Genomic DNA, 25,162 nt, shown 5'->3' with positions numbered 1-25,162 from the left:
CATACCTGTTTTACAGGCGGAAAGGTTAAAACAACAAATTATCATTAACTTTCTCACTAAACTTCATGGGTATGAACCAGCGCAGGAAATTCATCGGGCAGCTTGGCCTGATGGCGGGGGCATTCTCTGCCAATAGCCTTTTTAACCAGTTGCATGCGGCAGAATGGAAGCAGGCTGCACAAAAGGTAGCAGGTCTTAGTCCGGAGACTGTGGCAACTGATGAAGACTACTGGTCAGTGATACAACAATCTTTCACTGTAAATCCCAACCTGGTGAATCTCAATAATGGGGGGGTGAGTCCCGCTCCGCGTGTGGTACAGGAAGCGGTGGAACGCTTCAACCGATTGTCCAATGAAGGCCCCTCTTATTATATGTGGCGGATACTGGACCAGGGAAGGGAGCCGCTGCGCCAAAAGCTGGCAACACTGGCCGGTTGCCTGCCCGAAGAAATAGCGGTGAACAGGAATGCCACCGAATCGCTTAATACAGTCATCTATGGACTGGAACTCAAAGCGGGCGATGAAGTGATCGGTACCAAACAGGATTATCCGAACATGATACAGGCCTGGAAGCAGCGTGCCATGCGCGACGGATTACAGTATACGCAGATCAGTTTTGATTTTCCCATAGAAGATGATGAGGCGATTGTAAACGCTTATGAAAAAGCCATCACACCTAAAACCCGGATATTGCATGTTACCCATATCATCAATTGGGTGGGGCAGATCATGCCCGTGAAAAAGATTTGCCAGATGGCGCACCGGCACAACCTGGAAGTAATTGTGGATGGTGCACATTCATTCGGACTGCTTGATTTCAAGATCCCGGATCTGGAATGCGATTATTTCGGGACCAGTCTGCACAAATTCTTAAGTGCACCCATTGGCAGTGGCATGTTATGGATCAAACAGGACAAAATTGGCAAGATATGGCCGCTACTCTGTAACGATAAACCGCACAGCGACGACATTCGCAAATTTGAAACCCTTGGCACGCGCAGCTTTCCGATAGAGCAGGGAATAGGCGAAGCGATCAATTTTCATACAGCCATCGGGAGCAAACGGAAAGAAGAACGCATTCGCTATCTGAAAAATTATTGGGCTGAAAAGGTAAAATCCATTCCGCGTGTAAAACTGCATACATCTTTGAAACCAGAATATTCCTGCGCTATAACGGGCGTAAGCATTGAGGGTATGACACCGGCAGAGCTCGACAGCGCTTTATTCAACCGCTATAAAATACATACCGTTGGTATTGTGTGGGAAAACATCAGTTGCGTGCGCGTTACGCCGCATGTATATACGAGGATAGATGACCTGGACAGATTGGTTCAGGCAATAGAAACGATAGCAACGAAGAATCGTTGACGTACCATTATATCGTCATCCCGAGCAACGCTCGGGATGACGACGGAGTGGATTAAGAAGCTTTTACAGCAGGCTTCTTACTCTTATTCGGCTTGGCAGGACGCGTTTTTCCAAAAGAGCCCTGAAATCTTTTACCTTTTGCGGTCTTTTTATCACCTCTACCCATGGTATTGTTTTTGGTTTTGAAAATAAATGAGTTGCAAAAATAGAAAAACCCCGCTAATGCGGGGTTCAATTCTTTTGAAGAGCTTTCAGTTAGATCTTAGCGCTTAATTCTTTACCAGCTTTGAAGCGGGCAACTTTTTTAGCCTTGATCTTGATAGTTTCGCCAGTCTGAGGGTTACGACCTGTACGAGCAGCACGCTTAGATACAGAGAAAGTGCCAAAACCAACCAGGGTAACTTTGTCGCCTTTCTTCAGCGCTTTGGTTACTGTGTCAACAAAAGAATCCAGGGCAGCATTTGCCTGGGTTTTAGTAACGCCAGCATCTTCAGCAATCTGGGCGATCAATTCAGCTTTGTTCATAGATGTGTTTTTAGATTGTTTTAATTCTATAAAACAAATTTATTGGCTTTTGTCGTTCAGCAAAATATTTCATTGCTTTTTTATCCTCTTTTTTGGAACCTGCAAACACCCTGCCGTAAAGGATTTCAGCCGATTTTATTCAAATAGTTGGAAATAATTCCGTAAATGCCTTCCGGCTAGAATGCCTGTCAGCAAAGGGTTTTAACGGTTAGATGGCTGGAATTCAGTTCCCGTGCGGGTTTCAGAGAAATATAACGAAGATTTGGATATGCCAACATCGCCTGTAAAAACTATCCACACTCAATTCACAATCTGCATGAGTGTGCGAAAACCAACGAAATGATTGCCCCATCGATCCAGGGCATCCTGCCGCAATGCAGTTGCATGCTGTGCAATGTACCGCTCATAATCATCCCTGGTAGCTGCGAAATATTGCGTGGCATAAGTAGGCCCCTCTGATTCGTCGGTTTCCAACAGTTTTACAAAACGGTACTCCGTAAAGCAACCGCTTTTCATAACAGCCGGTATGTGCTCTTCTTTCATCCAGCGTACCCAGTCTTCGTGGATATGCGGGGAGACTTTCGTGGTGACGTTGTAGATGAACATGCTCATTTAATTTCTGCGTAGATGGGACAATGATCGCTGTGTTTTACATCTGGGTAAATAGCAGCGGCTTTCAACTGGGGCTTTAATGCTTCACTGATACAGATATAGTCGATCCGCCATCCTTTGTTTTGCAATCTTACAGAAGGGAAACGTTGGCTCCACCAGGAATAAGCGCCTTTGGTATCGGGATGCAAGAGGCGGAAAGTATCGATCCATTGTTTCCCAAGAAATTTATCCATCCAGGCCCGCTCTTCGGGCAGGAAGCCGGATGAGTTTTTATTTCCCTTGGGATCGTGGATGTCTACTTCGGTATGTGCAATATTATAATCACCCGTAACAATCAACTTGGGTCTTTTTTTACGCAGGTCCTGAACATAATCAAAGAATTCATCCAGCCATTGGTATTTATAAGTTTGCCGTTCATCGCCGCTGGTGCCCGAAGGGAAATAAGCATTGATGAGCGTGATATCTCCGAAATCGGCTCGAATCACCCTTCCTTCAAAATCACTTTGTTCAATTTTATTTCCCGATATAACCTGGTCGGGTTTGATTTTGGTAAAGATGGCCACCCCGCTGTATCCTTTTTTCTGTGCCGAAAACCAGTGTGTCTGGTAGCCAAGCGATTCTATGGATGCAATATCAATGTCTTCTTTTTGTGCTTTGGTTTCCTGCAAACAAATAATATCTGCCGGATTTGTCTGCAACCAGTCGAGAAATCCTTTTTTGATAGCAGCCCTGATGCCATTGACATTGTATGAAATGATGCGCATGTTGATGGGTTTAAGCGAATATAAAGATGCATCAAAAACCACATTCACCGCATGCTATTTTTTTACTAATTTGACCCTTCTTTGTATTCAAGATGTGTATATGAAAAAGACAGACAGGGTCATTCCTGCAAAACAATCCATTTATCTCGAAGGACCCCGCCCCAGGATCAGTGAACTGGGTTTTGCCTGGGATGTATTCTGGCAGTTCATCAAAGGGTTCAGGACCATGCATTTCCTTGGGCCCTGTGTTACGGTGTTCGGCTCTGCCAGGTTTGGAGAAGATCATCCCTACTACCACGTGGCCAGGGGGTTCGGCAGGCGCATTGCTGCTGCCGGTTTTACCACCATGACAGGCGGCGGACCGGGCATTATGGAAGCAGCCAACCGCGGCGCTTTTGAAAACGGTGGTACTTCGGTAGGATGTAATATCAAACTGCCGCGTGAACAGCATACCAATCCGTATATGCACAAATGGATCACTTTCGATTATTTTTTCGCCCGTAAAGTGATGCTGGTAAAATATTCTTACGCATTCATCATTATGCCGGGAGGCTTTGGCACGATGGATGAATTCTTCGAGACCATTACGTTGGCGCAGACAAAAGTAATCTACGATTTTCCCATCGTACTCTATGGTAAAACTTATTACGAACCATTGATGAAAGCCATCGACTCCATGGAAGCCGCCGGAACCATCGCACCGGTTGACAAAACATTGTTGTTCCTTACCGATGATATGGATGAAGCCATGCACCACATCGCGACGTATGTGCGCAAAAACTTCAAGGTTAAACCACGTAGAAGATTATGGTGGCTGTTTGAGAAAAGATGATATTAAAAAGTAAATCCCAGGTTTAGGATAAGCTCATAAGTTCCAAAAGCCTGCGACGCAGTTCCTTTGTACACTTTCAATCCAGAATAGCTGGCATAATCCAGCTTATTGGCAAACTCAAGATAAACATGCTTGCAGAAAGTGCCGCGTAAAGCGCCTTCGAAACCCATGTTCCATCCGCCCAATTGGAAACCGGCATCGTTGTGCTGACCGAACAGGCTGTTCTCTACGTGCGGGATAACAGGACCTGCACCCGCTTTTGCAAGTGCATCCAATTTGAACCAGCTGTTTTTTGCTTCCCACCAGTTCCATCTTTTCACGATGTTGAACAACAGGAAATTGGCGCCATTGTTCAGGTAATAATAAAAGCCATTGGTTTTGGAGAAATTGATGGTGGAATCAACCGGCCTTCCATTCAGCATGCCTTTCACTTCAATTTGCTGTCCGTCTTGTATGATATGTTTGGTATGATCGAAATTGATTTCGAAAGCCCATCCTTTTTTTCGGTTAAAAAAATATCCTATTCGATAATTGTATTGTGGTATGCTGATGGGAATGCTGAAAATACCTTCATCCCATCCGATATGATCGTGCGAGTGCACACTTTTCATTGTATACTTAGTCTGCAGCTCAGGCTGACTTACCGTAACGTCTGAATGCGTGTACCATTCTTTGTTATAACCCCAGGAAAAATAAAACTCACCTTTTTTTTCTTTCTTCTTTGTTTGCGCCTGCGTTAAAACGGGCAATGCCATAGCCAATACCAACAGCGCTTTACTTACACATTTCATACTGAATCGGTTGTTCGGCGCAAAGGTAAGGGCTAATCCAAAACCGGGCTCAACCATCTTTCTGCTTCTGCCAGGGGCATGTTCTTTCTACGGGCATAATCTTCCAATTGATCGCGCAGGATCTTACCCACACCGAAATATTGACTGCTTGGATTAGAGAAATACCAGCCGCAGACGGAAGCAGCGGGGTACATGGCCAGGCTTTCCGTTAACTCAATGCCCACTGTATCGGTGGCTTTGAGTAAGTGAAAGAGTTTGTGTTTTTCGGTATGATCCGGACAGGCAGGATAACCAGGTGCAGGACGAATACCAGTGTATTGTTCCTTGATGAGTTCTTCGTTGCTCAGCTGTTCGGCCTGATCGTAACCCCAATATGTTTTTCTTGTTTTCAGGTGCAGGTATTCGGCAAAACCTTCTGCAAAACGATCGGCCAGGGCCTGCAACATGATCTTGTTGTAATCGTCGAAGTTTTGCTCGAATCTTTTGATATGCGGTTCAATGCCGTGTATGGTAACGGCGAAAGCCCCGATGAAATCTTTTTTACCACTGGAAACAGGCGCCACAAAATCGGCCAGCGACAGGTTGGGTTGTCCGGGCGCTTTTTTTACCTGCTGTCGAAGGAAGGATAAACGGGTATCTGCTGTTCCGTTCTTTACCACCACATCGTCGTTCTCGCTGCCCGCTTCCCAAAAGCCGATGGTGCCTTTAGCTGTGAGCCATTTTTCCGCAATGATCTTATCAATCAGTGCATTGGCATCGTTGTACAATTTGGTGGCTTCTTTTCCAACCAGTTCATCGCTGAGAATGTCGGGAAAATTGCCGTGCATTTCCCAGGCAATGAAGAAAGGCTTCCAGTCAATATAAGGTCTGATCTCGGAGAGGTCTACATCGCTGAATACTTTAGTGCCCAGGAATTGCGGGTCGGTTGCCTGAAAATCATCCCAGTTGATCTTTGTTTTGTTCTGTAATACGTCTTCGTAAGGAAGGTATTGCTTCACCGGCTTTTTGTTGTCGAAATTGTGTTTCAACCGGGCGTATTCTTCAGCGGTATTTTTCAGGAAGGCTTCTTTCTGTTCCTTATTCAACAAAGAACCTGCTACAGTAACACTTCGTGAAGCATCAAGCACGTGCACAACGCCATTATTATATTCCGGTGCAATCTTAACCGAAGTATGTATGCGTGAAGTGGTAGCGCCTCCGATGAGCAGCGGCTGCTGCATATTGCGACGCTTCATTTCCTTGGCTATATGCACCATTTCATCGAGTGAAGGCGTGATCAATCCGCTTAACCCAATAATATCTGCCTTCTCTTTGATCGCCGTCTCCAGTATCTTGTCAGCCGGCACCATCACACCCAGATCAACTATGTCATAGCCGTTACATCCCAATACCACGCCTACGATGTTTTTCCCGATATCGTGCACATCGCCTTTTACAGTAGCCAATAATATCTTGGCAGCACCGGCAGATGATGTATCTGCCTCACCACTAATTAGCTGTGCTTTTTTCTTTTCTTCTTTTTCGGCTTCTATATATGGTGTAAGGATGGCCACGCTTTTTTTCATCACCCTTGCGCTCTTCACCACCTGTGGCAAGAACATCTTGCCGGCGCCAAACAGGTCACCTACGATGTTCATACCATCCATCAACGGGCCTTCGATCACATCCAATGGCTTGGGATATTTTTGTCTGGCTTCTTCCGTATCTGCATCTATATAATCGGTAATGCCGTTCACCAGTGCATGGGCCAGCCTTTTCTCGATGGGCTCATTCCGCCATGCTTCGTCTTTCACTTCCACCTTGCCTTTGGCCTTCACTGTTTCGGCATGGGCAATGAGTTTTTCGGTTGCCTCGTTGTTATCGTTGTTGCGGTTTAGGATCACGTCTTCACACAATTCGCGCAGGTGGGGTTCTATTTCATCGTATACCACTAACTGACCTGCGTTCACAATACCCATGTCCATACCGGCTTTGATGGCATGGAGCAGGAATACCGAGTGAATGGCTTCCCGCACATGGTCGTTACCGCGGAAAGAGAAAGAAACGTTGGAAACACCTCCACTCACTTTGGTCAGCGGCATCAGTTGCTTGATCTCGCGTGTCGCTTCAATAAAATCAACTGCATAATTGTTGTGCTCTTCAATACCGGTAGCAATAGCGAAGATGTTGGGATCGAAGATGATCTCCTGAGGTGCAAAACCAACACGCTCAGTCAATATTTTATAAGCCCTGTGGCAGATGGTGACTTTTCTTTCTTTGGTATCGGCTTGTCCTATTTCATCAAATGCCATCACAATTACCGCAGCGCCAAAAGATTTGCAAATGATGGCCTGCTCAATGAATTTCTCTTCTCCTTCTTTCATGGAGATGGAGTTCACAATACATTTACCCTGTACGCATTTCAATCCCGCTTCAATGATCTCGAACTTCGAGCTGTCGATCATAATGGGAATCTTGGCAATATCGGGTTCGCTCTGGACCAGGTTGAGAAAAGTGGTCATGGCTGTTACGCCTTCCAGCAGTGCATCGTCCATGTTCACATCCAGTACCTGTGCTCCGCTCTCCACTTGTTGCCGCGCTACGGACAGTGCTTCTTCGTATTTACCTTCCCTGATGAGCCGCGCGAATTTTTTGGAACCGGTTACATTGGTACGTTCGCCTACATTGACAAAATTCGTTTCAGGCCGTATAACCAATGGCTCCAGTCCGGAAAGGCGCAAATAAGGTTTGATGATGATGTCTCCACTCATGATACTTGACTTGATGATTAAACCAACTCGGTCTCGATAACCGGTATTGCTCTCGGCGCAATCTTTTTAACGTTGTCGGCAATGTGTTTGATGTGATCGGGCGTGGTACCGCAGCAACCGCCTACGATGTTCACGAATCCTTCTTTGGCCCATTCTTCTATAAAATGTGCCGTTTCATGGGGTGCTTCATCGTATTCACCCATGGCATTCGGCAGACCTGCATTGGGATATGCCGAAGTATAACAAGCGGCTATCTGGCTCAGTTCTTCAATATGCGGTCTCATTTCGGCGGCACCTAATGCACAGTTCAATCCCACGCTCAAGGGGTTGGCATGCATGATGGAAGTATAAAAGGCTTCCAGTGTTTGTCCGCTCAACGTACGCCCCGAAGCATCGGTAATGGTACCGCTGATCATAATGGGCAATTCCGGTTTGCCGCTTGTTCTGAAATATTTTTTCGCCGCATAGATGGCGCCTTTGGCATTGAGGGTGTCGAAGATGGTTTCAATCAATAAGATATCAACGCCGCCATCCACCAGTCCGCGTATCTGCTCATAATAAGCATCGGCCACTTCATCGAATGTTACGGCGCGGTAGCCGGGATTGTTTACATCGGGAGAGAGGCTGAGGGTTTTATTGAGCGGACCGATAGCACCTGCCACATATCGTTGTGCAGTGCCCGGATTTTCTGCGGTGAATTCATCAATAGCTTCCCTGGCGCAGCGCGCAGCGGCTACGTTCAACTCATAAGCCAGCGATTGCATTTCATAATCGGCCATGGCAATGAAAGTGCTGCTGAAGGTATTGGTTTCAATAATGTCGGCGCCGGCAGCAAGGTATTGCTTATGAATGCCTTTGATGATCTGTGGCTGTGTAATACACAGCAGGTCGTTATTGCCCTTTACATCGCATTGCCAGTCTTTGAAACGCTCACCGCGGTAATCGGCTTCTGTAAGTTTGTGTCGTTGGATCATGGTGCCCATAGCGCCGTCGATCACCAGTATCCTTTTTTCCAGCTCTTTTCTGATATCCATAATGCACACTTTGGGCTGCTGCCGTTCCGTTGTAACAGAACATGAGCAACCGGTTAAATTATGGAACCAATAAACGCTTGTGAGAGAAAAAATGAGGAGCTCTTCAATACGTTTATTAGTTCAATTGATTCCGCAATGGTGCGGAACGCCAGGCTGAACAATAAACAAATCCGCCTGAGGCAGTGCAAAGGTAAGGAAAAAGGGAATGGATTACCAATTCCCTTTCTTGTTCTTCGAGCTGATATTGAAGATACGGGATATATTAAAGCCCCAGCGAACGGCCCCATTGCCCCATGAACCAGTGGTTTCGTGGATGAACGCATGTTCGTTCATACCAATGGAATTGGTAAAATGAAGCTGGAAAACATGCCCGCCCGTTTGAATATCCACACCAATGGAAAGCGGGTCGTATGTGCCGTTGAAGCGATTCGCCTGCCAGAAATATTCAGCATTGATACTGATGCGTTTACTCACTTTCTGCCGGGCGAGAAAACCTATGGAAAGCATATCGGAAGATCCGCCGGTGAAGCCGATGATCCGGTTGTAATGTGTGATGGTAGGCGATATTTGAACAGAGGTATGCTCATTGAATTTGCGGGCGACCATCAGCTGTAGCACATAAGTGAGCCGGTCAGTGGTGGTCGCTTTCAGACTGGTATCCAAATCAATGGTCTTGTACATGGCCGACCCGAGTACTGCAATGGATAAAGGCATGGCCCCTGCTCCGTTGCTCTGGTGCATGAGACGGTATTTGATAAACCCGTCGTATTCTTTGTTATATGTAGTACGGCCCACACCGATCATCAGGTCTTTGGCAATACCAAAGTCGAACCCAAAACGAAACGAGGCGCCGTCGAGACCGAATAATTCATACAAACCCTGGTTCACCGGTGAAAAACGGTGATTGATGCGAAAGTCCATACTGCCAGGGCCCGTGATTTCTGTCGTATGTGCATTTACCAGTCGTGTGGAATAAAAAGTATTGATCACAGGTCCGGCAGTAATGGTTTTGTCGGTTGCTTTATTGGCGCTGTCCTGCATTTTAAAAAGATCTACCTGTTGCGCCTGCAACAATGAGGCAGTCAAGCAGCAAGTGATCAGTACAACGAGTTTCTTATAGGAGCGGTACATACAGATGGTTTATTATATCACAATGATGTTTATTGGTACTGGCAATTGATTTCGACTGTTACCTTGTCGGTTACATTGGCCGCATCTATTTTAAAGTCTTTCATCACAATCACAAAAGAGGCTTTGACCGAAGGTTTACCTCCTTTGACTTCAATCACACCATTCACCAGAACATTTTTGGTAACGCCGTGCATGAGCAGATCGCCCTTTACAATGGCTTTATAAGTACCATCTTTCGAGAAGTTGATATCGCCCAGGTTGGTGATCATGCCTTTGAAATCGGCCCTTGGGAATTTGGTGCTTTCCAGGTACTGGTCATTGAAATGGTCCTGCATTTCTGCGTATTTAAAACGAAACCCTTTGATGAGCAGGCTGAAAGTCATCTGTCCATTGTCAGACATCCTGCTGGAGACTTCGTTGTTCACGGCTTTCACATCGTCGTCGGTAGGCGAAATAAAGCCGATCTTTCCATTCCGTGTGCCGAATATTTTTTGTGCATGCAGATCGCCGGTCATTGCCAATGCAAGGAGGAGGATGGTAATGATTTGCTTCATAGGTTGTTTATTTTGCTAAAACGCCTTCATTGATAACTACGTTGGCATCGGGGATATACCCTGTGCAGATGCCTTTGAAAGTGATGTTCTGTCCCGGTTTTAACTCGCCGGGGTTGGTTTTGAAAGTACAATTGATCATAACAAGCGGGTCATTGGTCTTAAAATTTACGACAATATTGCCTTCCTGGTTTTTGCTGATATCAACAATCTCTCCGGTAAGCTGGATGGCTTTGTCGAGGTACTTTTGATTGGCTGCCTGCTCGTTGGTCTTGAAAGCGTCATAAAGCTGCTGTGCGGTAAGCGCTACGCCTGTTTCCTGTGTAACATCCCTGTGGGGTTTGTTGAAAATGCGATAGGCAATGATGCCGCCGGTTACAGCGCATGCCACAGCAATTACTAAAATGATCCGTATCCATCTTTTCATAAAATTGAATTTGCGGTTGATATGCAAATTATTCAATGTTATGCATTAATTATATACTATTACGGTAATGGGTAAGGAAAGGTTGCTTGCTGCGCTATTTTACTTTACATATTGCTGTACAGGCAGCCTGTTGGCGATGCTGCGCGCCAATGTCATCTCATCGGCATATTCCAGTTCGCCGCCAAAAGCAATGCCACGGGCAATGGTGGTAACGCGGCAGCGGAGGTGGGTTATTTTTTTCTGGATATAATAAATGGTGGTATCGCCCTGTATATTCGGACTTAACGCGAACACCAGCTCTTCCGTTTCTTCTTTTTCAATACGGTGTATAAGGGCGCTGATGTTCAACTGGTCGGGACCAACACCGTCGAGTGGCGAAATAACGCCCCCCAGTACATGATAGGCGCCGTTGAATTGTTGGGTGCTTTCAATGGCAATAACGTCGCGGATGTTCTCCACCACGCAGATCATGTGCTGGTTGCGCATGGAATTGGAACAGATGGCACAGATATCGCCATCGCTGATGTTGAAGCAACGCTGGCAGAATTTAATATCGCGCCGCATGCGGGCGATGGTCTCTCCAAAATGTTGTACTTCGTTCACTTCCTGTTTGAGCAGGTGCAGGACCAGCCGCAGCGCTGTTTTTTTGCCGATGCCCGGCAATTTGGCAAACTGCGCCACTGCATTCTCTAATAAAGCGGAAGGAAGCTGCATAGCTGCAAAGATACATCATCAGAGATTCACCGATACCTGGTTGTCCCAGTTGCCCCTGATGTTCAATTGGGTTGGAATGGACTGCACGCGTTCCGGCTGCTTGCGGTTGTCCGGGAATCTTCCGGTATCCCATACACCGTTCTGGTTGGTATCGTACAATACACGCAACTCGTAATTGCCGGGCTTGAAAAGCTTGCGTTTGAATTCCGGCGAGGTCAGCGCTACCGATTCCACGATGTGGTCGTTCTGTACAAACTGCAATACCGGATTCTGCTGCAGGTTGAGGTTTTTGAATTGAAGAAAAAGGCTGCCATAGCTGGATTCTTTTTCTGTATAAAAGCGGATGGTATCTGCTTTGGCCCGCATATTCCCGGCCGTATCGGTCATAGCATCTTTGGCAATGACCAGCCTGAACGGGATGTTCTCTTTCCAATCGTACCGGAGATGGATCCTGGTCTTACTGGTATCGAGCGAAAGGGTATATCCTTTTACCACCTGGTAATTGGTATCGCATAAAAGGATCTTCGTACTGTCGATCGTTGCCAGCTTATGGTTGGTATTCAATTGGAGATCGCTCAACAGGTCCTGACTGCCACCTTCCAATGAACCGGCAAACAATTTGAGCTTATTATCTTCCTTGGGTTTGTTGGGTGCAGCAGTGTTTTTAGGAACGGTCGTAATTTTTTCTTTCTTTTTTACCTGTTGAAAAGCATAAAAAGTATCAATCCTGGTATTGGCGGCCACCGTTACAGACGAATCCAGGAAAGCAAACAACTTGGTGCTGTCATCATATCGCTTGGTATAATCATTGGGCACTACATAGGCGTTGAAAGTAGCCGCGGGAAGGTTGCGGAATACAAAATCTCCCTTGCCGTTGATGCGTGCATAATAACGCGGACGATCTTTCGAAATGGCTGTGTCTGACAGGTTGTTGTGCAGTACAACGATCAATGTGCTGTCTGCCTTACCTGTTTCTGCTAAAAAGACTTTACCTCTATAAGTAAAATGGTCGATGCTTTTTCCTGTAGAGAAAACATAGCTGAAACCTTTTGCCACATTGCCTTCATTCACATCTTTAACGGCATCGCCAAAATTGAGCGTGTATGTTGTGTTGGCTTCCAGTGTGTCCCTGAGCCGCACCGTTACATTGCGCAGGTGTGCATCTACTGTTGGAATATTTTTAAGCGTGGGAGAAACGATGAGGTTTTCCTGTATGTTCTGCAACTGCACGAACTCATCGAAAGTGAGTACGATGTTTTTAGTGGTCAGCGGAATATTGAGGGATGAGTCCCGGGGCGATGCCAGGGCCAGCCGGGGAGGGAGACTGTCCTTGGGTCCTCCGCCCGGCGGAATGATATTGGCACAGGAATGCAGCGCCAGTGTGGCGATGGAGACCGACAGGATTGCAATAAAAAAGGATACCGTATGCTTCATCTGGATCATTGATCAGTTGCAAACTTATATTGTTTGAGGTTAATCGTTGTCTTCTTCTTCGTTAAGATTGTGGAGTGATATGGCCAGGCTGTTGGTTTTAACAAAATTACACCAGTGACAATCGGCCTTGCCGCAACCGGTATAGAACGCGCGATCCTGTATCTTCTGCCATACAGAGCTGATCTGCTGGGTAACGGTGGTAATATCTTCCGGCTTGATAACAATCTTTTCTTTGCGGTACTGCTTCTTTTTGTCGGGCTCTACAAAATCGAATTCGGCGCTCACCACGTTCCAGTTCTTCTGCTCCATGTTATCTATCAGTATTTTGTAGAATACTGCCTGCCGCCAGTAATCGCCCCCGTTGGGATTTTTATCATGCGGCGGCTTCAACTTATCTCTTGCATTTTCAATATCACCGGTTTTGTAATCCACCACATTTACATTTTTACCGTCGAATTCCAGTTTGTCTATCTTGCCCTTGAGCGGAACATTTTTCACTACCACATTCCGGATGCTGGTTTCCACTACTACGATCTTGTTCCATGTATCAACATAGTGATCGTAATAATTGGACAACACTTCCTGCCCATATTCCTTCCTTCTTGCAAACTGCTCTTTGGTAAAACTCTCGCGATGCCGGTGCATGTATTTTTCAAAGTCCTCAATGAAACTGCTTTTCGGCGGGAAAGTATTGGTATCCTTCATTTTGCTGAAGAGCTTGTGCAAGGCATCGTGAACGGCGGAACCGAATTCTGTGGCTTCCGATTTACCCGAGGGAACGCGAACCAGGTTATTGAAATAGAATTGCAATGGGCATTTCAAATAATTGTTCAATGCAGTCACATTCATCACGAATCGGTCGAGCAGGTGTGTAACCACATCGGCTTCCATGGGGTCGATCTCCGGAGCCGAAGCGGTTTGGAAAGCCAGTGCGGCAAATCTGCTGCGGGTTTCCTCATCAACCAATACCGTCATTGCAGGCAATGCATGTTTTTCCTGTATCTCGGCAATGAACATGGAAGGCTCCAGCTCTTTGCCATCGTCTTTGAACCGGGCATAAGAAATAACGAGGTGCTCTTCGGCACGTGTAAGGGCCACATAAAACAGGCGGCGCAATTCTTCCTCTTCCTTATGCGCAGGTTGAGAAATAAAGAGTGTATCCGGGAAACTGTATCCACCGCCCGGCTTGCGTTTCTTTTCCCAGTTACTGGCATTGCAACCTGCAAAGAATACATGCTCAAATTCCAATCCCTTTGAACCATGCGCAGTCATGAGGTTAACGCCCTTGTCGGTGCCGCTTACCTGTACCAACGGAAGGCTGATGACTTCTTTCTCCATCAGTGCTATATTGTTCACCAGTGTTTCCAGGGAAAGCAAGGGGTTGCGGCGAGTCTCTTCTTTTATAAAATTGAAGAGGCCGGTGAGTACCTGCAGGTGCCAGTGTTTATCGGGCTGCTGCATGATGAAGTTCAATACCCCTGCTTTGCGGATACAGTTTTCAAAAAGGTTTTGCAGGGTGATATTGGGCACATCAGCAATCAGTGATTCAAGCATGAGCCCGGCGTTTTTCAATGCTGCTGGAACAGGCTGACTGAACAGGTCCTGCGGAGGTTGGTTAATTTTGTCATGCAATAATTGCCTGATAGAAGTCTTATCTTTTCCAAACTTCCGTTCAGCCACTTCAATGCTCAACCGGGCAATGTCGAGCGGTGCGATGCCGAACCAGTCGAAGTGCAGGATCTCGAACAACATTTCATCACCACCATAAGGAATATCGTGCTCTGCTGCCAGGTATTTGAGCAATAAGATGATCTTCCTGGCCAGGGGTAATTCCAATATGTTCAGCCTGCGTTTGCTGTACACGGGAATGTTTTGCTGCCTGAAGTATTGCGTCAGTTCTTCGCCGTATTTGTTCTCTTTATAAATGATACCGATGGCTCCAGGTTGAATGCCTTGTTCAAGTAAACGGCCAACATGCAGGGTGATGTCGATCATTTCATCCTGTTGCGTTTCATAGACCCTTAGTTGTGGCTGGTGATCCAGTTGGGCGATAGCAGCATTAGAAGCAAGTAATGTTTTGGAAAGCCCCTCTATTTTATTCACCAGCCTTTCACTGTTCCGGTCAATCAGTGTTTTGGAAGCATCAAGGATGGGTTGGGTTGAACGGTAATTGTTGGTCAGCACTACTGTTCGCAGGTGCTCGCGGTACTGGTTGGCGAAATGGAGCATGTTCTCCACGTTGGCTCCCTGGAAGCGATAGATGCTTTGGTCATCATCGCCCACCACGAATACATTGGGTTTATCCCAATAACTGATGAGCAGTTCCACCAGCCTGTTCTGCGTACCGCTGGTATCCTGGTATTCATCAACCAATATATACTGGTATTGTTCCTGGTAGCGGGCCAGTAAATGCTTTTCTTCATTGAAAGCTCGTATCACCCAGTTGATCATGTCGTCGAAATCGTAACGGTTCTTCCTGAGCATCATCTCCTGGAAACGATTGAATTCGTTGACAGCGGCGCGCAGCTTTTCCATCCTCTCAGTTTCTTCCTCTATGCGGGCTGTCTTCAGGTCGCCGGCCTTATAATTTTTGCCATTGCGCTGGTAGATATAATCCTGCCGGTTGGGCAGGTCGTTGAGATAAGCGTCGATTTGAGACGAAATATACCCTGGTGTCCATCCTTCGCGCTTCATGGTGCTGAAGAGCGATTGCAGGTTCCTGACCTCAAAATAAACATCGCCCCGGTAGCGTTTTAAAGGATGGTTTTTGGGAAAGTTGTCGATCAGCGTTTTGAACAGTTCGATGCTTTCAAGCGCTGAAATAGGGTCCAGGGCTGTTTTTTCGAAGAGTGAGAGGTTTTCCTGGATGATGTCGTTGCAGAAGGCGTGAAAAGTATAGATGTTCACTTTATAGGCATCGGGACCCATGAAGCCAACCAGTCTTTTGCGCATGGCCACCACACCGGCATCGGTATAAGTAAGACAGAGGATATTTTCGGGTAAAACATCGGTATCCATCAATATCTTTCCAATGCGGGCCGCCAGTATCTGTGTTTTACCTGTACCCGGACCGGCAATCACCATCACAGGACCTTCAATGGTATCTACGGCTTTTTTCTGCTGCTCGTTGAGCGAGCCGTAAATATCGGTGAACAGGTTCGTAAAGTGCTGGTGTGCTGACATGAGTTAAAGATAACTGGATGAAGGGATTCGGACCCGAAAGGTAAAACGAACAATTGTTATTGCTTAAATGTCGATTAATATTTTGGTAAAAACTGTATAGGTGCTGATTTTGAAAATAGTTTTGATTCTTGATAATTGCTATGATTGCCAGCCATCTTTCCAATATCCTTTTTACTTATTTTGTATTTAATCATAAACTAAACTATCCTGACTTATCATGCCTACCTCTTCTTCGGCTGGTCATAATTATTTGAGCAAATTGAGTTTTGCGGGCTTATTGGTAACGCTGGGTATCATTTATGGTGATATCGGAACTTCTCCTTTATATGTATTCCGCTCCATCATCGGCGAACGGCCCATTACGGAAGAGTTGGTCTATGGTGGTATATCCTGTGTGGTGTGGACGCTGACGCTGCAAACCACTTTCAAATATGTATTCCTCACTTTGAGAGCCGATAACCGTGGTGAAGGAGGGATTTTTTCGCTCTATGCCTTGGTTCGCCGTTATGTAAAATGGCTCTATGTACCGGCCATCATCGGTGCGGCCACCCTGCTGGCCGATGGCATCATCACCCCGCCCATTTCCGTGGCTTCGGCCATTGAAGGATTGGGTGGAGTAAAAGGTTTGGAAACTACCATTGTTCCCGGCAATAACCTTACGGTAGGTATTGTGATCGGTATCATCTCCCTACTGTTCTTTTTCCAGCGGTTCGGTACCAAAGTAGTGGGCTTTTCTTTTGGACCTATCATGCTCATCTGGTTTGCCATGATCATGATATTAGGGGCTGCGCAGATTGTGCACATGCCTGAAATTCTTAAGGCCATCAATCCTTATTATGGCATTGAGCTGCTGGTCAACTATCCCAAAGGTTTCTGGATACTGGGTGCCGTTTTCCTTTGTACAACAGGAGCAGAAGCCTTGTACAGCGACCTCGGACATTGTGGCCGCAGGAATATCCAGGTGAGCTGGATATTTGTGAAATTCTCCCTTGTTATCAATTATATGGGACAAGGTGCCTGGCTGCTGATGCAGCACAGTAAATCGCTGGGCGCACTGAATCCTTTTTATGAGCTGATGCCACACTGGTTCCTGCTTGTGGGTATCATCATTGCCACGATGGCCACTATCATTGCCAGCCAGGCTTTGATCAGTGGGTCATTTACACTTATCAGTGAAGCCATCAGCATGAACTTCTGGCCGAGGGTTACCATTAAATTCCCCACCGACATCAAAGGGCAGATCTATATTCCCAGCCTGAATATCATATTATGGATCGGATGTATAGCCATGATGTTGTATTTCCGGGAGAGCGGACATATGGAAGCGGCTTATGGCTTCTCCATTGTCATTGCCATGCTGATGACCACCACGCTGATGTATGTGTACATGCACCGGGTTCGCAAATGGAATTTTGCATTGATCACCCTTATTATGATGGTGTTCATTACCGTGGAAGTGGCTTTCTTCATTGCCAATGTGGCCAAGATCAAGCAAAGGTGGATGTTCCTTTTCTTTGAATTCGGACTCACTTTCATCATGGTAATATGGTTCAGGGCCCGCAAGATCACCAATCGCTATTTACAGTTTGTGAAGTTCTCGGAATATCTCCCACGATTGGTAGAACTCAGCGAGGATACGAATTTCCCCAAATACGCCACCCACCTGGTTTACCTTACCAAGGCTGATTACGATGGAGAGATTGAAAAAAGGATCATGCATTCCATCCTGCACCGCAGGGCCAAGCGGGCCGAAGTTTACTGGTTTATACATATCGACAGAGCTGATGCTCCTTTTACCATGGAGTATTCTACCAAAGAACTCGTGAAAGGGAAAGTGATACGGATCGACTTTAAGCTGGGCTTCCGTGTACAACCTCGTATCAACCTGCTGTTTAAGAAAGTAGTGCAGGAAATGTTTAACAGGGGAGAGATCTGTGTGGTCAATAAATACGAAAGCCTGCAAAGAGAAACTTTCCATGCCGACATACGTTTTGTAATCATAGAATCGTTCCTCTCGGTGGAGAACGAGCTTTCGCTCAAGGAAGGATTCATCATGGATTCCTATTTTGCCATCAAAAACTGGGCACAATCCGACCAGAAAGCGTTCGGCCTCGACAATGCATCCACTGTTATTGAAAACGTGCCGTTACTCATAAACCCCAAAGTATACCTGCCGTTGCAGCGTGTTGACAGAAGGTCTTCTTCTGTTTAATCATGCTTTGGGTAACGAAAAAGAAAACTGGCTGCCTTCACCGGTGCGACTCACGGCCCATATCTGTCCGTGTTGTGCTTCAATGAACTCTTTGGAAATGGATAGACCCAGTCCTGTGCCAGTTCCTTCATGAACCCCCGGCACTTTAAAATAGCGATCGAAAATGCGGGGTAGGTATTTCTCATCAATGCCTTTGCCATGATCGGTTACGGTAAAAATGATTTTGCCTTCGTGCAGTGATGCGCTCACTTCGATGGATGAGGATTCGGAAGAGTATTTGATGGCATTGGTGAGCAGGTTAACCAGTACCCAGGATGTTTTTTCAGCATCCGCCTGGATGGAAGGCAAGTCGTTGGCCAACTGACGATGAATAGCAATGTTTTTTTGTTGTGCAGGTAATGCAACGGCCTGTGTAGCTTGTTCTATAATGGAGGCTGGATTGGTGGCCTGTAATTTCAGGTGAATATGTCCTGTTTCTACCTGCGACATGTTCAGCAGTTCGCCGGTAATCTTCAACAACCGTTCAGCATCGTCGCGGATACTGCCGATAAGCTCCTGTTGCTCATTGTTCAGAGAGCCCACCCTGTTGTCTGTGAGGAGCTGCGCACTCATTTTGATGGCCGAAATAGGCGTTTTCAGTTCATGTGAAACAGTAGCGATGAAATTGGTTTTAGCTGTATTCAGTTCATGGAAGGGAGTGATGTTGCGCAAAATGATGACTTGCCCGATAATGGTTTCGTTATTGGTTACATTGAGTGTGTCTTTGTTGAAATAGCTCTCTTTATTATCTGCGAAAATTTTCAATTCTTTTTTATCCTCGTGTAACAAAGTACGCATCAGGTCATTGCTTAAAGCCACATCAGGAGCATACATGCCAATGATGGAACTTTCTTTGATGCCCAATAAAACTTCGGCTACCGGGTTCAGGAAAAGTATGTTTCGTTTAGCGTCCAGTCCAATGATGCCGTCTTTCATTTGGTTTATGATGGTTTCTATCCGGCTTTTTTCAAACTTGATCTGTGCCAGGTTGCTGTGCTCGTATTCATCCAGCTTTTCAGCCATACTGTTAAACGCGGCTGCCAGCTCGCCGAACTCGTCTTCCTGTTGCAGGAAAATCCTTTTCCGGTAATTTTTGTTGGCGATCTCATGTATACCGTCGTTGAGCAGGCGAACGGGAGTGGCAATGATGGCGGGGAAATTCACTACAAAGGAGAAAGCAACCAGCCCCAACACTACAAAAATGATCGTAAGCCATAAAGTTGCGTCTTCTGCCGTTTTTAATGCCACGGCATTTTTCCGGAGCATGGCTTGCTGGTTGAGCTCGTCAACACGTAAGATATCTTGCCGTACTGTGGCATAATTAGCCGGGCTGCCCGGATCGGACAGAAGTACTGAAAAATTCCTGCGCAAAGTCTGCGTGGCTTCTTTTTCGCCGACCTCTGTGATGTTGTTTTCCTGTTTGCTCAGGTTATTATCGAAAAGTTGGATGGCTTCTTTTTTCTGTGGGATATCTTCCAGGGATTTCAGCATATTGTTACAATACACGAGCGATTCGTAATTGTTCTTCAGCACTTTTTCTGCATCGCCACTTAACCGGTTGATATAAAAAATGGCCAGTATGCCATAAGTTAAGATGACAATGAAGAGGAAGGATAATCCCAGTCCGAGTTTTGTTTTTAGTTTGATGGCCATATCAGGAAAGGATTACAATATCGATATCGGAAGCAGACAGTTTATTCAGCAGTTGGTTGAATACGGCAGTACTCATGATCACATTCAGCAGGTTAATATGAGGTTTGCCGATGCAGATGGTAGTAATGTTTCTCTGCCCAGTGACTTCAAAAATACCCCTGGCAATATTACTGCTTCTCACGCGGATCACTTCGGCACCAAGTTCGGTAGCCAGCTTGAAATTATTGATGAGGTGACGTTGTGCGGCAAGGCCTATTTTATCGCCTTCCTCCCTGGGTGTTTGCACATAGAGCAGGAACCACTTGGAATTATAGTAAGCGGCGAGTCGCGCAGTCTTGCGGATCACTTTACGGGCTATCTCATGATTGCTGCTGATACAGGCCAGGAAACGCTCCTGGCGGTAATTGTTGATGCCGGGCATTTCGGTTTCAATCTTCCTTTCAACTTGTGAGGCCACTTCTTTGAGTGCCAGCTCCCTCAACTGCAGGATCTTTTCACTTTGGAAAAAATTCTTTAACGCGATCTCAATTTTATCCGGGGTATATATCTTCCCTTCTTTCAAACGGGTGATCAGTTCATCTGCGGTGAGATCAATGTTCACCACTTCATCGGCTTGTTGTAATATACTGTCCGGTACTCTTTCAGCCATATCAACCCCGGTGATTTGTTTAACCTCGTCGTTCAGACTTTCAATATGTTGGATGTTTATCGCACTGATCACATTAATGCCGGCATCAAGGATGTCCATCGCATCCTGCCAGCGTTTTTCATTTTTGCTGCCTTCTATATTGGTGTGGGCCAGTTCATCAACAATCACGATTTCGGGCCGGAGCGCCAGTATAGCAGGTACATCCATTTCTTCCAGCTCTTTGCCTTTGTAAAACAGGGTCCTGCGCGGGATCAGGGGTAATCCTTCCAATAACGCTTCCGTTTCTTTCCGTTGGTGTGTTTCTATATAACCGACCTTAACATCTACTCCGTTGCGCAACAAAGCATGGGCTTCCTGCAGCATGCGGTAAGTTTTACCTACGCCGGCGCTCATGCCAATGTATATTTTCAGCTTGCCCCTTCTTGATCTTTTGATGAGATCGAGGAAATGCTGCACATTGGTTTCTTTGTTGTTATCGTCAGACATAGTACAAGTAGTTATAGCCTGAAAAGCATAGCCAGGATCAGCCTGTTTTCCGATTTCACCAGGTCGGGCCTCCAGTTGGGTGGCAAGGGAGTAGTAGTGTATCCGTCGGGAGAAGTTACACCGCCCCTGCCTGCGAAATAAGGAACGCTGGTATGCCGCGTAACGAATTCAAGACGAAAGGTAATACTTTGATTGGGCAGGTAATCCAGGTTGGTGGAAGCATCCCATCCACTGAATTTATCCCCCGGATTTGCGCTGAAAGGGAATGCTCCCTCGGTTAGGGTGGGATTATTCGGGTTGGGTAAAGGACTGGCCTGGCCAGTTGGATAAAGTACCAGGTATCTTCCCGGGTTAGTCATCACACCACCACCGATGGTCCAGGCGAATTTATTTTTTGCAAACCAGGTACGGTTGTAGAACATAGCACTCAGGAAATTTTGTGATGGTGTATTTGCATCGCCGCCAAAAGCTTTTACACCGGCGCCGGTTTCAAAGCCCAGGTCACCGGTAAGAGAAAATGCCATTTTACTGATGCCACTGGAATTTGGACGGTTATAATAGCGCAAGAGCCAACTGTTATCCGAGTGGAAACGTTTCCTGCCGGGAATACCCCCCGCATCGGTGCCGTAATAGTTGTTGGTGAGGAGCTTCATGTAGTCGTTGGGTATCCAGGTAAAATTGAAACCGAAACCCGGCATGCTGTTGAATTTGCCATAACTCTGCCATCCGTTAATGATCCAGGGTTCGAACTTGATGTGTTTGGAAGGAAAGATCTGTATGCGAATACCGTTAAAAAACCAGGGTGTATTATCTGAAGTGAAAGAAGCCTGGTATTCCCAGTTCTCGGGTTGGTAATAAGAGTTCAATCCGATATAAGACATGAACAATCCTGCATCGATATTGATGCCATACCATTTATCAATGTGATAACCGGCATAAGCTTCGCTGAGGTGACGATACACATCATCGAGATGATATTGGCCACGGTATATACTGAGATCGTTCCTGGGTACCACCGTAGAACGGGTGCCGAATTGCGTCATGATCCTTGCGTGTGCGTTCAGGTAGGTGAAATCGCCGCCAAGATGCAGGGCCGACAACTGTACTTCGTTATGCCTGGCCATTGCAGTAGATCCTACAACAGTATTATCAATGGGGTTGTTGAAGGAGTAATTGTAGTTCACATCCAACAAAATACTGGGTATGAAATAAACCCCTTTGAATACGCTGGAATCGCGACGGTCGTTGCCGTTCTGCCAGGTCATGTCAATGCCATCAAAAGGTATTTTGGGCTTGGTCGTGTCTTGCTGTGCTTGTGCTGCGATGGTTGTAATGCAGCCAATGATCGTCAATAGTTTCCCTTTCATCTTTGATTGTTTAATTGGTCTAATGCCAGGTTCAATTGCAGTACGTTCACCACACTTGTTCCTAAAACGCCTAAAAACGGGCTTTCCGTATATTGCTGAACGAGTTGTTTGAGCCGCTCTTCGGAAATATGCCTGTTAGCAGCAATCCTTTTTACCTGCACCATGGCAGCTTGCGGAGAAATATGGGGATCTAGTCCGCTACCTGAAGCCGTTACCAGATCGGAAGGAATGTCGGCTCTCTCAATTCCCGGGTTGTGTGCCAGGAAACTATCGATGTGCGCGCTCACTTCTTTCAGGTAATCGGGGTTGGAAGGGCCTTTGTTACTGCCCGTGCTGCCGGCTGCATTGTATCCTGCTGCTGAAGGACGGCCCTGAAAATAATTGTCGCGTGTGAACGACTGGCCTTCCAATCGATAGCCTACGACTTTGTTTTGTGATACTACCGTTTCGCCGCGTCCCCTGGCCGGAGCAGCCTGCGCCGCTATCCATATCAGCAGCGGGTATGCTACCATAAAAACTACTATGCAGACGAGTGTCAATTTTATTGCGGGAAGAATATGCTGTTTCATATCTATGATTAAAGAAAGTTTGCAATCAAAATATCGATCAGTTTGATGCCGATGAAGGGTACCAGTATGCCGCCCAACCCATATATCAACAGGTTCCTTCTCAGCAGAGCGCTGGCGCCAATGGGCCTGTAAGCTACTCCTTTCAATGCCAGGGGTATCAACAAGGGTATGATGATGGCATTGAAAATAACGGCAGAAAGAATGGCCGTTTCCGGGCTGTGCAGGCGCATAATATTTAATGCCTGCAAAGAGGGCAGTGAAGTGATGAAGAGTGCCGGAACAATGGCAAAATATTTGGCTACATCATTCGCAATGCTGAACGTAGTAAGTGTGCCGCGTGTCATGAGCAATTGTTTACCGATTTCCACGATCTCGATCAGCTTGGTAGGATCATTATCCAGATCCACCATATTGCCGGCTTCTTTGGCAGCCTGTGTACCGCTGTTCATCGCAACGCCCACATCGGCTTGTGCCAATGCGGGTGCATCGTTGGTGCCATCACCCATCATGGCCACCAGCTTACCGCTGTTCTGTTCTTTTTTGATATAATTCATTTTGTCTTCCGGCTTTGCTTCGGCAATGAAATCATCTACACCTGCTTTTTGTGCAATGTATTTTGCGGTGAGCGGGTTATCGCCGGTTACCATTACTGTTTTCACGCCCATTTTGCGTAACCTGTCAAAACGTTCCTGTATGCCGGGCTTGATAATATCTTGTAACTCTATCACACCCCATACCTTTTTTTGATGCGATACCACCAGTGGTGTACCACCGTTGGAGGCGATGGATTTTACCTTCTCTGTGGTCTTATCGGGAAAGGAATTACCTGCTTTGCTTACGATATGGTGAATGGAATCGTAAGCGCCTTTGCGTATTTGGATATTACCCGGCAGGTCTACGCCACTGCTCCTGGTTTCGGCAGTAAAATCAATGAAACGCATGCCATTTTCTTCACCGCCTTTGAGAGAAGGGGCGTTCAGTCCCTGTGCTACGGCCAGTTCAATAATGGATTTTCCTTCCGGCGTCTGGTCTGCAAGAGAAGCAAGTACACAAGCTTCTATGAAATCCTGCTGCGATATGTTTTCTGCCGGCCAGAAATGAGTGGCTTTACGGTTACCAATAGTGATGGTACCTGTTTTATCTAACAAGAGCGTGTCGATATCTCCCGCTGTTTCTACTGCTTTACCGCTTTTGGTAATGACATTGGCGCGCAAGGCCCTGTCCATACCCGCTATGCCAATGGCACTGAGCAAACCACCGATGGTGGTAGGGATCAGGCATACGAACAATGATATGAATGCAGCGATGGTAATGGGTGTGTGCGCAAAATCGGCAAATGGTTTCAGGGTAACACACACGATCACAAACACTAGTGTGAAACCAGCCAACAAAATAGTGAGCGCAATTTCATTGGGTGTTTTCTGACGGGAAGCGCCTTCCACCAATGCGATCATTTTATCAAGGAATGATTCGCCGGGTTCAGTAGTTACACGCACTTTGATTTTATCTGATAATACTTTGGTGCCGCCTGTAACAGAGCTTTTATCGCCGCCGGCTTCACGTATTACCGGCGCTGATTCGCCGGTGATGGTGCTTTCATCGATGGTGGCCAAACCTTGTACGATCTCTCCGTCCATCGGAATGATATCGCCCGCCTCGCATAAAAACAGATCGCCTTTTTTCAAACGGGAAGAAGGAACGATCTTGATCTCGTTCACGAATATTTCTCCTACCGTTTGAATCCATTTGGCAGGTGTTTCTTCCCTTGTCTTGCGCAGGCTGTTGGCCTGTGCTTTACCACGGGCTTCGGCAAGGGCTTCAGCGAAATTGGCAAACAAAATGGTGATGAAGAGTATGGCGAAGACAAGGATATTGTAAGTAAGACTGCCTTGCGACTGGTTACCGCTGAGTATCCATAAACATACGCCCAGCATGATGATACAGCCGATTTCAACGGTAAACATCACGGGGTTACGGAACAGGATGCGGGGATTGAGCTTGATGAAAGATTGTTTCAATGCTTCTCCAACGAGCTCGCGTTCAAAAAGCCGGGTTGTTCTGTGTTTTGACAT

General features: G+C 46.4%; 21 protein-coding genes. 3 read left to right on the top strand and 18 right to left on the bottom strand.

Features of this window, described 5'->3' with window-relative positions:
* Positions 1-71 precede the first annotated feature (71 nt).
* On the top strand, positions 72-1,367 hold the full coding sequence (locus SEDOR53_RS0102625; RefSeq protein ID WP_198018779.1) for an aminotransferase class V-fold PLP-dependent enzyme: 1,296 nt from the start codon (positions 72-74) through the stop codon (positions 1,365-1,367).
* Between the two features lie 52 nt (positions 1,368-1,419).
* Here the strand turns inward: SEDOR53_RS0102625 and SEDOR53_RS18755 are convergent, their stop codons facing one another.
* From SEDOR53_RS18755 to SEDOR53_RS0102605, 4 genes are all read right to left on the bottom strand, one after another.
* Positions 1,420-1,533: a 30S ribosomal protein THX gene (locus tag SEDOR53_RS18755; RefSeq protein WP_070415550.1), complete on the bottom strand. Its 114-nt coding sequence runs from the start codon at positions 1,531-1,533 to the stop codon at positions 1,420-1,422.
* A gap of 89 nt (positions 1,534-1,622) precedes the next feature.
* The gene (locus SEDOR53_RS0102615; protein ID WP_026768314.1) at positions 1,623-1,892 is read right to left on the bottom strand and encodes an HU family DNA-binding protein; all 270 of its coding nucleotides are present in this window, start codon (positions 1,890-1,892) and stop codon (positions 1,623-1,625) included.
* Positions 1,893-2,192: 300 nt separating this feature from the next.
* On the bottom strand, positions 2,193-2,498 hold the full coding sequence (locus SEDOR53_RS0102610) for a DUF4286 family protein (protein WP_026768313.1): 306 nt from the start codon (positions 2,496-2,498) through the stop codon (positions 2,193-2,195).
* A 2-nt stretch (positions 2,499-2,500) separates the two neighbouring features.
* Positions 2,501-3,268 (bottom strand): exodeoxyribonuclease III, encoded by a 768-nt coding sequence (locus SEDOR53_RS0102605; protein ID WP_026768312.1) that lies wholly within the window; start codon positions 3,266-3,268, stop codon positions 2,501-2,503.
* A gap of 100 nt (positions 3,269-3,368) precedes the next feature.
* On the opposite strand from SEDOR53_RS0102605, the gene SEDOR53_RS0102600 reads away from it, so the two are divergent.
* Complete coding sequence (locus SEDOR53_RS0102600; RefSeq protein ID WP_026768311.1) at positions 3,369-4,100, top strand: TIGR00730 family Rossman fold protein; 732 nt, start codon at positions 3,369-3,371, stop codon at positions 4,098-4,100.
* A gap of 2 nt (positions 4,101-4,102) precedes the next feature.
* Here SEDOR53_RS0102600 and SEDOR53_RS0102595 read toward each other — a convergent pair whose 3' ends face one another.
* The 9 genes from SEDOR53_RS0102595 to SEDOR53_RS0102555 form a co-directional block, all read right to left on the bottom strand.
* Positions 4,103-4,891 carry a hypothetical protein gene (locus tag SEDOR53_RS0102595; protein WP_026768310.1) on the bottom strand — a complete coding sequence of 263 codons (789 nt, stop codon included), beginning with the start codon at positions 4,889-4,891 and terminating at the stop codon, positions 4,103-4,105.
* Positions 4,892-4,923: 32 nt separating this feature from the next.
* Positions 4,924-7,641 (bottom strand): methionine synthase, encoded by a 2,718-nt coding sequence (gene metH, locus SEDOR53_RS0102590; protein WP_084220292.1) that lies wholly within the window; start codon positions 7,639-7,641, stop codon positions 4,924-4,926.
* A gap of 17 nt (positions 7,642-7,658) precedes the next feature.
* Complete coding sequence (locus tag SEDOR53_RS0102585) at positions 7,659-8,675, bottom strand: homocysteine S-methyltransferase family protein (RefSeq protein WP_026768308.1); 1,017 nt, start codon at positions 8,673-8,675, stop codon at positions 7,659-7,661.
* A 210-nt stretch (positions 8,676-8,885) separates the two neighbouring features.
* Positions 8,886-9,806, bottom strand: coding sequence for a DUF5777 family beta-barrel protein (locus SEDOR53_RS0102580; protein ID WP_026768307.1), 921 nt, complete (start codon positions 9,804-9,806; stop codon positions 8,886-8,888).
* Between the two features lie 29 nt (positions 9,807-9,835).
* Positions 9,836-10,360, bottom strand: coding sequence for a YceI family protein (locus SEDOR53_RS0102575; RefSeq protein ID WP_026768306.1), 525 nt, complete (start codon positions 10,358-10,360; stop codon positions 9,836-9,838).
* Positions 10,361-10,367: 7 nt separating this feature from the next.
* A complete protein-coding gene (locus tag SEDOR53_RS0102570) occupies positions 10,368-10,784 on the bottom strand; it encodes a hypothetical protein (protein ID WP_157576678.1) in 417 nt (138 codons plus the stop codon).
* Between the two features lie 99 nt (positions 10,785-10,883).
* Positions 10,884-11,498: a recombination mediator RecR gene (gene recR, locus SEDOR53_RS0102565; protein ID WP_026768304.1), complete on the bottom strand. Its 615-nt coding sequence runs from the start codon at positions 11,496-11,498 to the stop codon at positions 10,884-10,886.
* Positions 11,499-11,516: 18 nt separating this feature from the next.
* Positions 11,517-12,932: an Ig-like domain-containing protein gene (locus SEDOR53_RS0102560; protein WP_026768303.1), complete on the bottom strand. Its 1,416-nt coding sequence runs from the start codon at positions 12,930-12,932 to the stop codon at positions 11,517-11,519.
* A gap of 39 nt (positions 12,933-12,971) precedes the next feature.
* On the bottom strand, positions 12,972-16,115 hold the full coding sequence (locus tag SEDOR53_RS0102555) for an ATP-dependent DNA helicase (protein WP_037360426.1): 3,144 nt from the start codon (positions 16,113-16,115) through the stop codon (positions 12,972-12,974).
* 217 nt (positions 16,116-16,332) lie between these two features.
* Here SEDOR53_RS0102555 and SEDOR53_RS0102550 point away from each other — a divergent pair, with 217 nt between their 5' ends.
* Positions 16,333-18,327: a KUP/HAK/KT family potassium transporter gene (locus SEDOR53_RS0102550; protein ID WP_037360423.1), complete on the top strand. Its 1,995-nt coding sequence runs from the start codon at positions 16,333-16,335 to the stop codon at positions 18,325-18,327.
* On the opposite strand, the gene SEDOR53_RS0102545 is transcribed toward SEDOR53_RS0102550, so the two are convergent.
* Genes SEDOR53_RS0102545 through kdpB form a run of 5 tightly spaced genes read right to left on the bottom strand, consistent with a single transcriptional unit; the run spans position 18,328 to position 25,162 of the window.
* Entirely contained in the window at positions 18,328-20,019 is a 1,692-nt protein-coding gene (locus SEDOR53_RS0102545; RefSeq protein ID WP_232214707.1) for an ATP-binding protein, read from the bottom strand. It lies immediately after the preceding gene.
* Between the two features lies 1 nt (position 20,020).
* Positions 20,021-21,154, bottom strand: a complete 1,134-nt coding sequence (locus tag SEDOR53_RS0102540; protein ID WP_026768299.1) for a histidine kinase — start codon at positions 21,152-21,154, stop codon at positions 20,021-20,023.
* 11 nt (positions 21,155-21,165) lie between these two features.
* A complete protein-coding gene (locus SEDOR53_RS0102535) occupies positions 21,166-22,521 on the bottom strand; it encodes an outer membrane beta-barrel protein (RefSeq protein WP_026768298.1) in 1,356 nt (451 codons plus the stop codon).
* Positions 22,518-23,090: a K(+)-transporting ATPase subunit C gene (locus SEDOR53_RS0102530; RefSeq protein ID WP_026768297.1), complete on the bottom strand. Its 573-nt coding sequence runs from the start codon at positions 23,088-23,090 to the stop codon at positions 22,518-22,520. The genes SEDOR53_RS0102535 and SEDOR53_RS0102530 overlap by 4 nt, the downstream gene beginning before the upstream one ends.
* 8 nt (positions 23,091-23,098) lie before the next feature.
* Complete coding sequence (gene kdpB / locus SEDOR53_RS0102525; protein ID WP_026768296.1) at positions 23,099-25,162, bottom strand: potassium-transporting ATPase subunit KdpB; 2,064 nt, start codon at positions 25,160-25,162, stop codon at positions 23,099-23,101.

Source organism: Asinibacterium sp. OR53, assembly GCF_000515315.1.
GTDB lineage: Bacteria > Bacteroidota > Bacteroidia > Chitinophagales > Chitinophagaceae > Sediminibacterium.
This window is presented reverse-complemented; position numbering and strand designations above follow the sequence as displayed.